This is a genomic window from Vibrio sp. Vb0349, assembly GCF_033338975.1.
Genome location: NZ_JAWOTS010000006.1, coordinates 151349 through 166804, shown reverse-complemented (window position 1 = coordinate 166804; position 15456 = coordinate 151349). Strand labels below are relative to the sequence as shown.

13 protein-coding genes are annotated in these 15456 nt (G+C 45.0%); 10 read left to right on the top strand and 3 right to left on the bottom strand.

The window, feature by feature from the left end; genetic code table 11:
* Positions 1 to 56: 56 nt before the first annotated feature.
* The 3 genes from R7Q47_RS09920 (at position 57) to R7Q47_RS09910 (ending at position 2502) form a co-directional block, all read left to right on the top strand.
* Positions 57 to 254: a DUF5363 family protein gene (locus R7Q47_RS09920; RefSeq protein ID WP_005380125.1), complete on the top strand. Its 198-nt coding sequence runs from the start codon at positions 57 to 59 to the stop codon at positions 252 to 254.
* On the top strand, positions 241 to 1014 hold the full coding sequence (locus R7Q47_RS09915) for a TatD family hydrolase (RefSeq protein ID WP_062730461.1): 774 nt from the start codon (positions 241 to 243) through the stop codon (positions 1012 to 1014). Before R7Q47_RS09920 ends, R7Q47_RS09915 begins: the two co-directional genes overlap by 14 nt.
* A gap of 204 nt (positions 1015 to 1218) precedes the next feature.
* Complete coding sequence (locus R7Q47_RS09910; protein ID WP_005380131.1) at positions 1219 to 2502, top strand: NupC/NupG family nucleoside CNT transporter; 1284 nt, start codon at positions 1219 to 1221, stop codon at positions 2500 to 2502.
* A gap of 358 nt (positions 2503 to 2860) precedes the next feature.
* Here the strand turns inward: R7Q47_RS09910 and R7Q47_RS09905 are convergent, their stop codons facing one another.
* On the bottom strand, positions 2861 to 2995 hold the full coding sequence (locus R7Q47_RS09905) for a hypothetical protein (RefSeq protein WP_005391675.1): 135 nt from the start codon (positions 2993 to 2995) through the stop codon (positions 2861 to 2863).
* A 90-nt stretch (positions 2996 to 3085) separates the two neighbouring features.
* On the opposite strand from R7Q47_RS09905, the gene deoC reads away from it, so the two are divergent.
* The 4 genes from deoC (at position 3086) to deoD (ending at position 7440) form a co-directional block, all read left to right on the top strand.
* Positions 3086 to 3862 (top strand): deoxyribose-phosphate aldolase, encoded by a 777-nt coding sequence (gene deoC, locus R7Q47_RS09900; protein WP_005380133.1) that lies wholly within the window; start codon positions 3086 to 3088, stop codon positions 3860 to 3862.
* Positions 3863 to 3959: 97 nt separating this feature from the next.
* Positions 3960 to 5288, top strand: a complete 1329-nt coding sequence (gene deoA, locus R7Q47_RS09895; protein WP_154205067.1) for a thymidine phosphorylase — start codon at positions 3960 to 3962, stop codon at positions 5286 to 5288.
* Positions 5289 to 5356: 68 nt separating this feature from the next.
* The gene (locus tag R7Q47_RS09890; protein WP_017820430.1) at positions 5357 to 6577 is read left to right on the top strand and encodes a phosphopentomutase; all 1221 of its coding nucleotides are present in this window, start codon (positions 5357 to 5359) and stop codon (positions 6575 to 6577) included.
* Positions 6578 to 6720: 143 nt separating this feature from the next.
* Positions 6721 to 7440: a purine-nucleoside phosphorylase gene (gene deoD / locus R7Q47_RS09885; protein WP_005380140.1), complete on the top strand. Its 720-nt coding sequence runs from the start codon at positions 6721 to 6723 to the stop codon at positions 7438 to 7440.
* Positions 7441 to 7535: 95 nt separating this feature from the next.
* Here the strand turns inward: deoD and R7Q47_RS09880 are convergent, their stop codons facing one another.
* The gene (locus tag R7Q47_RS09880) at positions 7536 to 8141 is read right to left on the bottom strand and encodes a YtjB family periplasmic protein (RefSeq protein WP_005391677.1); all 606 of its coding nucleotides are present in this window, start codon (positions 8139 to 8141) and stop codon (positions 7536 to 7538) included.
* Positions 8142 to 8232: 91 nt separating this feature from the next.
* On the opposite strand from R7Q47_RS09880, the gene serB reads away from it, so the two are divergent.
* Positions 8233 to 9213, top strand: coding sequence for a phosphoserine phosphatase (gene serB, locus R7Q47_RS09875; RefSeq protein ID WP_138939041.1), 981 nt, complete (start codon positions 8233 to 8235; stop codon positions 9211 to 9213).
* 64 nt (positions 9214 to 9277) lie between these two features.
* On the opposite strand, the gene R7Q47_RS09870 is transcribed toward serB, so the two are convergent.
* Positions 9278 to 11626, bottom strand: coding sequence for a PilZ domain-containing protein (locus R7Q47_RS09870; RefSeq protein WP_248486959.1), 2349 nt, complete (start codon positions 11624 to 11626; stop codon positions 9278 to 9280).
* A gap of 136 nt (positions 11627 to 11762) precedes the next feature.
* Between R7Q47_RS09870 and radA the strand changes: the two genes are divergently transcribed.
* Positions 11763 to 13142: a DNA repair protein RadA gene (radA, locus tag R7Q47_RS09865; protein ID WP_005386443.1), complete on the top strand. Its 1380-nt coding sequence runs from the start codon at positions 11763 to 11765 to the stop codon at positions 13140 to 13142.
* Between the two features lie 215 nt (positions 13143 to 13357).
* A complete protein-coding gene (gene fusA / locus R7Q47_RS09860; RefSeq protein WP_005386444.1) occupies positions 13358 to 15448 on the top strand; it encodes an elongation factor G in 2091 nt (696 codons plus the stop codon).
* Positions 15449 to 15456 lie beyond the last annotated feature (8 nt).

Below are 15456 nucleotides of genomic sequence, written 5' to 3'. Positions count from 1 at the left end.
TTAAAACGCCCTTGGCTATAAACTTAGCCAAGGGCGTTTTTATATAAGGATAAGATATGAATTGGTTTAAACGTGGGCTAAAGCGTTACGACAACTGGTGTAAAGAGATGGGGTTAACTCCCGATCAGAAACGCAGTTGTGTCCCATATCGAAAAGACCCAGCCCATCAAACTGAAGAGAAGAGTGAAGCCCAACCATCCTCTGATTTTCTGCCCGCAGATACAGATAAAAAGCGTCAAGATGAAGCTCTTTGATACGCACTGCCACTTTGATTTTGATGTGTTTCAAGATGACTTTGCGCATCAACTTGAGCTTGCTCAAACGCAAGGCGTCGCAAGAATTTTGATTCCTTCCGTCGGTCCGCAAAACTGGGCTCGTATTCAAACTTTGGCAGAGCAACATGCCAATTTGTATTATGCGCTCGGCTTTCATCCGTATTTTCTTGAAGATAACGTTGAGCAGCACCTTACAGAGCTAGAAGGCTATCTAAATCAAAAAGGACCACAGTGCGTAGCAATAGGAGAGTGTGGTTTAGATTTTGCCATTGATGTTTATCCACAGTTGCAAGAAAAGATACTTGAAGTTCAATTTGAGCTGGCTAGACGCTTCGAACTCCCAGTTATTTTACATAGCCGAAAAGCGCACAATCGCCTCATTCAAATGGTGAAATCGGCGAATCTCCCTAGAGGTGGTGTGCTACACGCTTTTTCTGGGAGTTATCAGCAAGCCATGGAGTGGGTCAAATTAGGTTTTTTTATCGGTGTAGGAGGAACGATTACCTACCCAAGAGCCAAGAAAACACGCGACGCAATTCAAAAATTACCACTCGAAAACCTAGTAATCGAAACAGACGCACCAGATATGCCTATACTTGGATATCAAGGGGAGTCAAATCACCCAGCCAAACTCATTCACGTCTTTAATGAGCTCGTAGAGTTGCATAACGGCCGAAAGCAATCGATTGCCTCTCAACTGTGGAAAAATAGCAATTTTGCTTTCTCGATATGTGAATAAAATCTAAAGATGTGGTTTGAAATCGAAAACGTTTTCCTGCTTATTGTGAATTAACTCACAAAGCTGGTTGAATCAATCATGAATCTTATAGGAAAGTGTGAGGCTGGCATTACTTTAATTGATTCTGCATGAGTATAATTGCCCCCGCTTTATAGCTCCATTTTGTAACACGCCAATAAATAACTTATAAGGAAGTCATAAACTATGAGCCTGTTTATGAGCCTAATCGGTATGGTAGTGCTTCTTGCGATTGCAGTAGCATTTTCTAACAACCGAAAAGCTATCAACTTTAGAACTGTGGGTGGCGCATTCGCTATCCAATTCGCATTAGGTGCATTTGTTCTGTATGTACCTTGGGGCCGTGATCTACTAAACGGTTTCTCTTCAGGTGTTTCTAACGTTATCAACTACGGTAACGATGGTTCATCATTCCTGTTCGGTGGTCTTGTTTCTGACAAGATGTTCGAAGTATTCGGCGGCGGCGGTTTCATCTTCGCATTCCGTGTTCTTCCTACACTGATCTTCTTCTCTGCACTGATTTCAGTTCTTTACTACATTGGCGTTATGCAATGGGTTATCAAGATTCTTGGTGGCGCACTACAAAAAGCGCTAGGCACTTCTCGTGCGGAATCAATGTCAGCTGCAGCTAACATTTTCGTAGGTCAAACTGAGGCACCTCTAGTTGTTCGCCCATTCGTTCCAAAAATGACTCAATCAGAGCTATTCGCGGTAATGTGTGGTGGTCTAGCTTCTGTTGCTGGTGGTGTACTAGCTGGTTACGCATCTATGGGTGTTCCACTAGAGTACCTAGTTGCGGCATCATTCATGGCAGCACCAGGTGGTCTACTGTTCGCTAAAATCCTTCACCCTGAGACTGACCAGCCTCACGAAAGTATCGAAGAAGCGATGGACGGCGGTGACGACAAACCAGTTAACGTAATCGACGCAGCTGCGGGCGGTGCGGCTTCTGGTCTACAACTTGCGCTTAACGTAGGTGCAATGCTAATCGCATTCGTTGGTCTAATCGCGCTAATCAACGGTATGCTAGGTGGCATCGGTGGTTGGTTCGGCATGCCAGAACTAACACTAGAGCTAATCCTAGGTTACGCGTTCTCTCCACTAGCATTCCTAATCGGTGTTCCATGGGCAGAAGCTGTAACAGCTGGTTCATTCATCGGTCAGAAAATCGTAGTGAACGAATTCGTTGCTTACTTGAACTTCACACCATACCTAGGTGAAAACGCTCAAGTAATCGCGGCAACTGGTGAAGTAATGTCTGAGAAGACAACAGCTATCATCTCATTCGCACTATGTGGTTTCGCGAACCTTTCTTCTATCGCGATTCTACTTGGTGGTTTAGGTAGCCTTGCACCAAACCGTCGTAGTGACATCGCTCGCATGGGTGTTAAAGCAGTTCTTGCAGGTACGTTGTCTAACCTTATGGCAGCGACAATTGCAGGCTTCTGCTTAAGCCTTGCAGCACTATAATTAGAATCGGTTCTTAATATATAGACGCCGTTTTACATCATGCCCTGTAGCAAGAGATTGCTGCGGGGCATTTTTCGTTTTTCGGGCTCCAAAATTTCATCGGGTGTTTGCCTTAGTCGAGGTATTACGCAGTCAATGGAATAGGGGCTAGGAAATTTTGAGATACAAACCGTTTGCGCTCTATTTGGTGCTACAGTTTTGCGGTGAAACTCTATAATGTATTAATCACAGGATAGTGGTTAAGCTTGATTCTTAATCACGTAATGAATATTACATAATCGATGGGCAAATGAATTGCCCTGCAATATCAGATCTAATAGGCGTTTTGCTTTGTGATGTGATATTAAAGACACCGCAATCATAGATTGTTGTGCCATAGGCCAAACTGGTACTGTGCGGTGACAAGGATAGCAATTGGCATATGATAAATTTTCGCTGTATATGCCGAGTCTTCAGGGAACCAAGTCCGTTCATTAATAGACTGTTTAGCCATTTACTCACATTGTCTCGACTTGTTGATTATAGTTAAAGACGTGATGTAAGGCTGAGTAGTGAATTTTTTGAATATTGATCGGAGATAGAAATGAGCGATTTAAAAGCAGCAGCGCTACGTGCACTTAAACTTATGGACCTAACTACGTTGAATGACGATGACACTGATGCAAAAGTGATCTCACTATGTCATGACGCGAAAACAGCAGTAGGCAACACAGCTGCAATTTGTATTTACCCTCGCTTTATTCCTATTGCTAAGAAGACACTTCGTGAGCAAGGTACGCCAGAGGTTCGTATTGCAACAGTAACGAACTTCCCACATGGTAACGACGACATTGAAATCGCAGTTGCCGAAACAAAAGCGGCGGTTGCTTACGGTGCAGACGAAGTTGACGTAGTTTTTCCTTACCGCGCGCTAATGGCGGGTGATGAGAAAGTAGGCTTCGAACTAGTTAAGCAATGTAAAGAAGCTTGTGGTGACATTCTTCTTAAAGTGATCATCGAAACAGGTGAACTAAAAGAAGAAGCACTAATCAAGAAAGCATCTCAAATCTGTATTGAAGCAGGTGCTGACTTCATTAAAACTTCAACTGGTAAAGTGCCAGTAAACGCAACACCAGAATACGCTCGCATGATGCTTGAAGTTATTCGCGACATGGGTGTTGCAGAAACTGTTGGTTTCAAACCAGCAGGTGGTGTGCGCACTGCTGAAGACGCAGCAGCATACCTAGCAATGGCTGACGAAATCCTAGGTGACAACTGGGTTGATGCTCGTCACTACCGTTTTGGTGCGTCTAGCCTGCTAACCAACCTACTAAATACATTAGAAGTATCGGACGACGTCGCTGATCCAACAGCGTACTAATTCCAATAATGCGTCTGAACGGTAGCACCTAAACGGGTGCTACCAAACCTCTTCTATCCTACTACAACCATGGCTCAAAAGAGCTTGGGAGGCACTAATGTATTTACCACAAGAAATCATTCGTAAAAAACGTGACGGCGAAGTCCTAACCGCCGACGAAATCAACTTCTTTATTCAAGGCGTAGCGAACAACACGGTATCTGAAGGTCAGATTGCGGCGTTTGCTATGACGATTTTCTTTAATGAAATGACCATGGATGAGCGCATCGCCTTAACGTGTGCAATGCGTGATTCGGGCATGGTTATCGACTGGAGCCACATGAACTTCGGTGGTCCAATTGTCGACAAACACTCAACCGGTGGTGTGGGTGACGTAACTTCTTTAATGCTTGGCCCAATGGTGGCAGCGTGTGGCGGTTTCGTACCTATGATCTCTGGCCGCGGTCTTGGTCATACAGGCGGTACGCTGGATAAACTTGAATCTATCCCTGGTTACAACATTACGCCGAGCAACGATGTTTTTGGTCAAGTAACCAAAGACGCTGGTGTGGCGATCATCGGTCAAACTGGTGACCTTGCTCCTGCGGATAAGCGTGTTTACGCGACTCGTGATATTACCGCAACGGTAGACAATATCTCCCTGATTACGGCGTCGATCCTTTCTAAGAAACTGGCGGCGGGTCTGGAATCGCTAGTGATGGACGTAAAAGTGGGTTCAGGTGCATTTATGCCAACTTACGAAGCGTCTGAAGAGCTAGCAAAATCAATCGTTGCGGTAGCAAACGGTGCTGGCACTAAGACTACGGCAATTCTTACGGACATGAATCAAGTATTGGCGTCTTCAGCGGGTAACTCAGTGGAAGTTCGTGAAGCGGTTCGTTTCTTAACGGGTGAATACCGTAACCCTCGTCTACTTGAAGTGACCATGGCTTCATGTGCTGAAATGTTAGTACTTGGCAAGCTTGCTGAGAACACAGAAGACGCACGCGCAAAACTGATGGAAGTGCTGGATAACGGCAAAGCGGCTGAGTGCTTCGGCAAGATGGTTGCTGGCTTAGGCGGCCCTGCGGACTTCGTAGAAAACTACGACAACTACTTAGAAAAAGCAGAAATCATCAAGCCAGTTTACGCAACAGAAACGGGCATTGTCTCTGCAATGGATACACGTGCTATCGGCATGGCTGTGGTTGCTATGGGTGGTGGTCGTCGTGTTGCTACTGATGAAATCGACTACGCAGTTGGTTTCGACGAGTTCATCCGCCTAGGTGAGGTCGCAGACAGTGATAAACCTCTTGCGGTCATCCACGCTCGCACTGAAGAGCAATGGGAAGAAGCGGCAAAAGCACTGCGCAGTGCAATCAAAGTAGGTGGTGAATACACACCAACTCCAGAGGTTTACCGCCAAATTCGTGCAGAAGATATCTAATAGAACAAGTAATTACACAAGGCCTACTCAACCATAATAAAAAGCCGAGTGGGTCTAAGGAACGAGCAATGAAAAGAGCATTTATTTTAGTACTAGACTCATTCGGTATCGGTGCAACTGCCGACGCTAAAGAATTTGGTGATGTAGGTTCAGACACACTAGGTCACATCGCTGACCAATGTGAAAAAGGCTTAGCAGATAACGACAATCGCCAAGGTGCACTTCGCCTTCCAAATCTATCGAAACTTGGTTTGGCAATGGCGCATAAAGAATCGACAGGTCGCTTCGCACCTGGACTAGACGCAGACGCTGAAATCATTGGTGCATACGGTCATGCAGCAGAGCTTTCTTCAGGTAAAGACACGCCGTCTGGTCACTGGGAAATCGCAGGTGTTCCTGTTCTGTTTGACTGGGGTTACTTCACTGACAAAGCAAACAGCTTCCCGAAAGAATTGACTGACCGCATTCTTGAGCGTGCAGGTCTTGACGGTTTCCTAGGTAACTGCCACGCATCTGGTACTCAAGTTCTTGACGATCTTGGTGAAGAGCACATGAAGACTGGTAAACCAATCTTCTACACGTCTGCTGACTCTGTATTCCAAATCGCATGTCACGAAGAGACTTTCGGTTTAGACCGTCTACTAGAGCTTTGCCAAATCGCACGTGAAGAGCTAGAAGATTACAACATTGGTCGTGTTATCGCGCGCCCATTCGTTGGTGCTGGTAAAGGTCAATTTGAGCGTACAGGTAACCGTCGTGATCTTTCTGTAGAGCCACCATCAGCAACGGTTCTTCAGAAGCTCGTTGATGAGAAGCAAGGCAATGTGGTTTCTATTGGTAAGATTGCTGATATCTACGCAAACTGCGGCATCACTAAGAAAGTGAAAGCGACAGGTATCCCTGCATTGTTCGAAGCAACGCTAGAGCAAATCAAAGAAGCGGGCGACAACACGATCGTATTCACTAACTTTGTAGACTTCGACTCAGCTTACGGTCACCGTCGTGACGTAGCGGGTTACGCAGCGGCACTTGAGTACTTCGATGGTCGTATCAACGAAGTGCTAGAGATTATGGAAGAAGACGATGTGCTTATCCTAACGGCAGACCACGGCTGTGACCCAACATGGCCAGGCACTGACCATACTCGTGAGCACATCCCAGTATTGGTTTATGGTCAAAAAGTACCAGCTGGTTCTCTTGGCCGCCGCGAAACATTCGCAGATATCGGTCAAACATTGGCAAGTTACTTCGGTACTTCTCCAATGGATTACGGTAAGAACTTCCTATAATTAGTTAGGTTTTTGAAAACTAGGAGCTTGATTGCTCCTAGTTTTATGTTTGCAGTATGTAAATGCTGCTTGTCGGAAATGAGAATACTCTGGCTTATATCGCCTTAAGCGCGGAGCGCTAGAGAAAGGTTAAGGAAAAGAAAATGGCAACTCCACATATCAATGCTGAAATGGGTGCATTTGCAGACGTCGTACTGATGCCTGGCGATCCACTACGTGCAAAATACATCGCAGAGACTTTCCTTGAAGATGTCGTTCAAGTGTGTGACGTTCGTAATATGTTTGGTTACACAGGCACATACAAAGGCCGTAAGATCTCGGTAATGGGCCACGGTATGGGTATCCCATCATGCTCGATTTACGCAACTGAACTAATCAAAGACTTCGGCGTGAAGAAAATCATCCGTGTTGGCAGCTGTGGCGCAGTGAATGAAGACATCAAAGTGCGTGATGTTGTGATCGGCATGGGTGCATGTACTGACTCTAAAGTGAACCGTATCCGCTTTAAAGGTCATGACTTCGCGGCAATCGCAGACTACAACATGGTTCGTGCGGCAGAAGACGCTGCAAAAGCTCGCGGTATTGACGTTAAAGTTGGTAACCTATTCTCAGCAGAGCTTTTCTACACGCCAGATCCAGAAATGTTCGATGTAATGGACAAGTACGGCATTGTTGGTGTTGAAATGGAAGCTGCTGGTATTTACGGTGTTGCGGCAGAATACGGTGCAAAAGCTCTGACAATCTGTACGGTTTCTGATCATATCAAGACTGGCGAACAGACTACATCTGACGAGCGTCAAACGACATTCAACGACATGATGCTAATCGCACTAGATTCAGTATTGCTTGGTGACGAAGAGTAAGCGACGAAGAGTCATTCTATTTTTCGCTCTCAAGAGCTAAAAAAACAGCCCGCACATTGCGGGCTGTTTTTATATGAGTTGTTAGCGCTACCTAGTTACTTGGTTAGCAGCAGGTTTGGCGCTTTTTTACGACGTATCGGTTGTCGACGTAAAATCAAGATGAACAACATACCACAGACAAAGCTCATTAAGACCATCATGTACATATAACGATCGCTCTTGCGATAGTGGTGGTCAGAAATAGCCGTCACCCGGCCCGTCTCAAAGGTCACGCGAACAAAACCGATAAGCGCACCATCTGCAAAAACTGGTTCAACCAACTGCTGGCGACCAATGGAAGCTGTTGCCAAAGGCGTATCTAGGCCAAGAACTTCGCGTACCGATAATGCCTCTTCACTAGACGCTAAACGTACACCCTGTGCATCGTAGATTGTTGCATCAAACACTAAACGGTCTTGTGCTAGTTGGTTTGTTAGCTGAAGTAATCGTTCTTGATCTTTAGTTAAAATCATCTCACTGGCAGAAAGAGACGCCTGTGAAATCAAAACTTTGGTGAGTGTTTCAAGCTGTTGTGCTTGAATTTTCTCATTACCCTTACTGATCACAACACTGTTTTTTATTGTGATAAACAACATCACACACAGTAGGATTAGTGCCAGAATTCTTAGGGCATTCCTTACTGAGAACAAAGATTCACTCATGCTCTTTACTCATCCATTTAAAATAAAACAAAGACTTGCCTTTTTAGTTTGTTGAGGTAACGTTTTAGCAAAGTCATAAGGGATTATATACATGGACGCGTCAAAAAGCTTGCCTATCAGAAAACATACGACACTTTTAAAACGATTACCCGAGACTCGATTTGCCTCCCAATTAGATAAAGCAAAAGCAAACTGGATCGTATTTGCTGAGTACCTTTCGCCAAGTCACTTCGAAGACATTGATTTCTTCACCGGCTTTTACAACCCGATACTAGAAACGTGGAAAGTTGGCCAATATGAAGTAGCCCTGATGGCCGGAGAGTTGACTCCTCAACATGAAACGATCTTACAAAGTCTCAACCTAGATTACGCCTCGCTTAATGAAGTGCCCGATCTATCAACCCAAGGGTTGATTGTATTTGATATGGATTCAACGGCGATCCAGATAGAGTGTATTGATGAAATCGCGAAACTGGCAGGAGTAGGGGATGAGGTCGCTGAAGTCACTGAACGTGCCATGCAAGGTGAGCTGGATTTTGAGCAAAGTTTACGTCAGCGAGTTGGTAAGCTCAAAGGTGCCGATGAATCAATTCTTGAACAAGTTCGTTCCCAGTTACCATTCATGCCGGACTTTGAAGCGCTAATTGCGACGTTGAAAGCCTTGGGCTGGAAAACAGCGATTGCCTCCGGTGGTTTTACTTACTTCTCTGATTACATCAAAGATAAAGTCGACCTAGATTTTGCTCGTTCCAATCAATTAGAAATTAATGACGGCAAACTCACGGGTAACGTACTTGGCGATGTGGTAACGGCGCAGATGAAGTCTGACATTCTAGTGGAACTGGCGGATGAATATGAAATTGAGCAGCACAACACGGTTGCTGTCGGTGATGGCGCTAATGATCTTGTGATGATGTCGGTGGCAGGATTAGGGATTGCGTATCACGCAAAACCAAAAGTGGAAGCTCAAGCGCAATCTGCGATTCGCTTTGCTGGGTTGGGCGGTGTGCTCTGTATTTTATCTGGCGCATTGGTGAAGCAGCAAAAGGTTAGCTGGAAAGCTAAACCTTAACCATCCATTCAAAAACACCGCCAGAAAGGCGGTGTTTTTTTTTCAATTTGGTATGACTTTGAATTTACTCGGTTAACTCCAATCTAATTACAACCTCTTCAGTAATGTCTTCAAATTCACTGTAACCAACGAGCGCCGTCAACTCTTTTTCTAACTTGCTCGCTTGATGTACACCAAATTGGGTTAAGTCACTTAAATCTTGTTGCAGTAATGATGTCATCGGATCGAAAATTGGTGCAGTAGAAAGGCGAAGCACGTAAAAGTCACCCATCATTCGCGCTTTCTTTATAAATTGAATCCGCTCTTTTACGCTGTTGAACTCTTGATGAAGCTTTGACTCAATGCCTGTAATTTTATTGCCTACTTTTGCGGCGCTTATGTAGATATCCTGATGTCTGGCTTGAGCACCTTCTACACGTTTTATTGGCTCTGCGATTAATGTGCTTGTCCGGCCTTTAAAGATAGGTTCAAGTGACAACAGTTGGTCATGCCCAAGACGGGCAAAAAGCTCAATGTGTTTAGGTAGCGGCAAGTTCACCCCGATAACGGGGGTTTTTATTGAAGATGACGTACTCTTACTGATAAAAATGGGCGTGCTCAGCGTACGCGAGAGCAACATGCAGTGCAGCCTTTCAAGTAGAGCATTACTTGGTAGCGTCTCTTTTTGCGGGATTAGCTTGTCTTGATTGTGCTCGATAATGCTGTTGAAAAAAGCGATTACCTTCATGGTTTGGCTGCTTTCATCAATAACTAGCTGCACGCTACAACCATCTGGGCTTACACGAATTACTCGATATGGCACCGACATTAACGGCAATTTTTTATCGTAGAGTTGTAATTCTCGAAAGTTGATTCTTACCTCTTGCCCAGAACGTAACATCGTGGGCTCACTTAGCCTAATTCCGAGTCCTCGTTTGGAAAGGTCAACAGTACAGCCGCCTGTTTTAGTTTGTCCTGAGTACAACTCTAAAGGTGTTTTAAAACGATAACGAGGCTCTTTACGACGAGACTTTGCATCAAAATAAATGCCCTTTGGATTGCCGATAACTCTTCTCGGATGACGAAACGCGTTTAACGTATTAGCGGGTAAGCGCGGCTTTTCAGTTAGCAGGTAATCCTGCCCTGATTTTTCGTCAGCAATTTCTTGCAAAATACCAATATGAGTCAGTGATTGAGACGTTTCTGCCAACTCTGGAGAGAAAGCTGCTAGGTCTTCCTGCTCTTGCTCTGATAGTTCAAAGATTGAAATTCTAAAGGCGCGCCAACTCTCTCGTTTGCCACCTAAATGCCAAAATAGCTGGCGCTGTTCGCGAGTTGCTTCTGGGCGAAACATCGAATAGAAATAGGTTCGATTCTCGTGCTCGTGAGTAAATGAATAAAGGACATTGGTTGTTCCTTTAACACCAGGCTTAATGAGTGACGCGATGCGTTGCTCGTTGAATAAAGAACCAAACATTTGCTGGTTTCTCTCATCGTGCCAGTATTGCCAAAGCTTTTGATTGTTTGGCGTTAACATTGCTAATTTTAGGTCACTACCATCAAAGAATAGAGGCAAGCTGCTGGTGTGCTTTAGTGCGATATGCTCATAACCGCGAGTTCGAGCTCGAATAATCTTGTCTTGATTGTCGTGACGAGCCCTTTTAGCAGTACTGTTGAGCGCTTCATCTATCACTCGGGTGACGACATTGGTGTCAGTTAAGCGTATGGTTCTGAGGTATCGAACTGAATCATTTTCGTAACAGTCATCAACCGCGAGTATGCGGTATGCAAGCGGTTTCTCTATACCTGCAACGTTAGATTTGCTGGCAAATTCAGTAAACGTGACCTGAATAATTTCCCCAAGGTTATATTTAAATGCGCTAGGGACTTTAAACTTTGCGCCAGAGCTAGATAAATCAATGCTTAATCCATGAAGAAGCTGTCCTTTAGAACGGCAAATTTCAACTTGAGATTGGACTTTCAAGCGTTTTTCTTGGCGCTTTAAATCGTAGCCTAGGTGAACGGGTTCTGCTAAGAACGGGCTTTTAGGATCCGTTAACGATTGCGTTTTTTGCTGAGTAAGGCGCTTGCTCATTACGCGAAAGTTATTTCGCGTGTTGACCAATGCTTCCCACATTCCTTCCGTGTAGCAGCCAAACTTTTTGATGTTTTTATGGTAAGCGTTGAAAGCAACATCATCCAACCAATGTGGAATACCATCCAAAATATACTCGCGACATTCGCCTTGAACGCGACCTCGCAAATCAATGCTTTTTTTGCATGGAGCCATTAAGCGGTTAAGTTCCATTTTAACCAAAATTTTGGCCGAAGGCGGCTCTTCCTCGGTCAGTTGGCCAAGGACAAAGTCAAAGTCATTCGTACCGTAAACGGGAATGAGTCGTTCTGCGAGCGAGAGAATTTCAGATTGCTGCATTATTTCTGTTAGAGTATGTCGTTACTTTAAATTGTATCGGCTAAGCGAAGTAATACTTAAGTATATCAATAGTTCATTTCAGTTCAGGTCTGACTTGGCTGTGCTTAGTCACATTTGTAGAAAAAATTGAGGCATCATGGCGAAAGCAAAACGAGCGTATGTTTGTAATGATTGTGGCGCGGACTTTCCCCGTTGGCAGGGGCAGTGTAACGCATGTGGTGCATGGAATACGATAACAGAAGTACGTATCGCAGCATCGCCAACCGTTGCTCGCAATGAACGCTTAAGCGGCTACGCTGGTTCCGCAACAGAAGCTACGGTTCAAACGCTATCCGAAATTGATCTGCAAGAAGTACCTCGCTTCACCAGTGGGTTTAAAGAGCTTGACCGCGTGTTGGGTGGTGGTGTTGTGCCAGGTGCCGCAATTTTGATTGGTGGTAACCCTGGTGCAGGTAAATCAACCCTTCTGTTGCAAACCATGTGTAGTTTATCTGCGCAAATGCCAACGCTTTACGTAACCGGTGAAGAGTCATTACAGCAGGTGGCAATGCGTGCTTCCCGATTGGGCTTGCCGAAAGATCATTTAAAAATGCTATCGGAAACGAACGTCGACAAAATTTGCCAAATCGCCGAAAAAGAGCAGCCTCGTATAATGGTAATAGACTCGATTCAGGTGATGCACGTTTCTGATGTTCAATCGTCGCCTGGCAGTGTTGCTCAGGTACGTGAATCTGCGACGGCTCTGACACGATACGCAAAACAGAATAATGTTGCGGTATTTATTGTTGGTCACGTAACAAAAGATGGTACCCTTGCGGGCCCCAAAGTTCTTGAACACATTATCGACTGTTCGGTACTACTCGATGGTGGAACGGATAGCCGATTCCGCACTTTGCGTAGTCATAAAAACCGTTTTGGCGCTGTGAATGAGCTTGGTGTCTTTGCAATGACAGGCCAAGGATTGAAAGAAGTGAGTAACCCATCAGCGATCTTCCTTTCTCGTGGTGAAGAAGAAACATCAGGCTCTTCCGTCATGGTGGTTTGGGAAGGCACGCGCCCTCTGCTAGTAGAGATTCAAGCGCTGGTGGATTACTCGCAGTTAGCCAACCCTCGTCGTGTTGCGGTCGGCTTGGAGCAGAACCGCCTATCACTTTTGCTCGCTGTGTTGCATAAGCATGGTGGCTTACAAATGGCAGACCAAGATGTCTTTGTTAATGTGGTTGGCGGTGTTAAGGTGACGGAGACGAGCGCTGATCTTGCTTTAGTTATGGCGCTTTTATCGAGTTTTCGTGACCGTCCACTCCCTAAAGATGTGGTGATTTTTGGTGAGGTAGGGCTTGCGGGCGAAATCCGTCCAGTACCAAGTGGGCAAGAGCGTTTGAATGAAGCGTTCAAACATGGTTTCAAGAAAGCCATCGTGCCAGCAGCCAACATGCCGAAAGGTGGCATCCCTGGCATGCAAATTCACGGCGTTAAGAAATTGTCGGAAGCTATAGAGGCTTTTGACGAGCTGTAATGCTCATAAGAATGGTATTTGTGCAATCACAAACTGTTCTATTCGTCCTCAATAAAATGCGAATAAAGTACATAAATTGCTGTGTTTGACTATGCTTTGGGGACGGAAATTTCACGTTAAAATTTTTTTTCTTCCATCCGCACGCAAGGGTATCAGTATTGACAGAATGTGATATACTCTGCGCGCACTTTATACCTTATTAACAGAGTAAGACAATGACTGATTTATCAAAATACAGAAACATTGGTATTTTTGCTCACGTAGACGCGGGTAAAACTACCTCTACAGAGCGTATCCTAAAGCTAACTGGTAAGATCCATAAGATCGGTGACACTCACGACGGTTCAACTACTACTGACTTCATGGAGCAGGAAGCTGAGCGTGGTATCACAATCCAGTCTGCAGCAACAACTTGTTTCTGGAACGATCACCGTCTAAACATCATCGATACTCCTGGACACGTTGACTTCACTATCGAAGTTTACCGTTCTCTAAAAGTACTTGACGGTGGTATCGGTGTATTCTGTGGTTCTGGTGGTGTTGAGCCTCAGTCAGAAACTAACTGGCGTTACGCTGACGAATCACACGTATCACGTCTGATCTTCGTTAACAAACTAGACCGTATGGGCGCAGATTTCTACAAAGTTGTAGATCAAGTACAGAACGTACTAGGTGCTACACCTCTAGTTATGACTCTACCTATCGGTATCGAAGAAGATTTCGTAGGTGTTGTAGACGTACTAAGCCAACAAGCTTACGTATGGGATGAGTCTGGCCAACCAGAGAACTACGAAGTTCAAGATATTCCAGCAGACATGGTAGAAAAAGCTGCTGAATACCGTGAAATGCTAATCGAAACTGCTCTAGAGCAAGACGAAGATCTAATGATGGCTTACCTAGAAGAAGGCGAAGAGCCATCTCTAGAAGACATCAAACGTTGTATCCGTAAAGGTACTCGTGATCTAGCATTCTTCCCAACTTACTGTGGTTCAGCGTACAAGAACAAAGGTATCCAACTTATTCTTGACGCGGTAATTGATTACCTACCATCTCCAACAGAAGTTGATCCACAGCCTCTAACTGATTCAGAGACTGGTGAGCCAACTGGTGAAGTTGCGACTGTATCTGCAGACGAGCCACTACGTGCTCTTGCATTTAAGATTATGGATGACCGCTTCGGTGCTCTAACCTTTATCCGCATCTACTCTGGTAAGATGAAGAAAGGTGACACAATCCTTAACTCTGCAACTGGTAAAACAGAGCGTATCGGCCGTATGGTTGAGATGCACGCGGACGAGCGTAACGAGATCGATTCAGCACAAGCTGGTGACATCATCGCTGTAGTTGGTATGAAGAACGTTCAAACTGGTCACACTCTATGTGATCCTAAGCACGAATGTACTCTTGAGCCAATGATCTTCCCAGATCCAGTAATCTCTATCGCAGTTAAGCCTAAAGATAAAGGCGGTTCTGAGAAGATGGGTATCGCGATCGGTAAAATGGTTGCAGAAGATCCATCATTCCAAGTTGAGACTGATGAAGATTCAGGCGAAACTATCCTGAAAGGTATGGGTGAACTTCACCTAGACATCAAGGTAGATATCCTTAAGCGTACTTACGGCGTTGAGCTAGAAGTTGGTGCTCCACAGGTTGCTTACCGTGAAACTATCACTCAAGCAATCGAAGATAGCTACACGCACAAGAAACAGTCTGGTGGTTCTGGTCAGTTCGGTAAGATCGACTACCGCATCAAACCAGGTGAGCCAAACTCTGGCTTCACGTTCAAATCTACAGTTGTTGGTGGTAACGTACCTAAAGAATTCTGGCCTGCAGTTGAGAAAGGCTTTGCGTCAATGATGGAGCACGGTGTTCTAGCTGGCTTCCCTACTCTAGACGTTGAAGTTGAACTATTCGACGGTGGTTTCCACGCAGTTGACTCTTCAGCTATCGCTTACGAAATCGCAGCGAAAGGTGCATTCCGTCAGTCTATGCCTAAAGCTGGCGCGCAACTTCTTGAGCCAATCATGAAAGTTGACGTGTTCACTCCAGAAGATCACGTTGGTGACGTAATCGGTGACCTTAACCGTCGTCGTGGTATGATCAAAGACCAACAAGCAGCTTCTACTGGCGTACGTATCAAGGGTGATGTACCTCTATCAGAAATGTTTGGTTACATCGGTACTCTACGTACTATGACTTCTGGTCGTGGTCAGTTCTCTATGGAGTTCTCACACTACGCACCATGTCCAACAAACGTTGCAGAGCAAGTAATTGCTGACGTTAAAGAGCGTAACGCTAAGAAGTAATTCTTAAG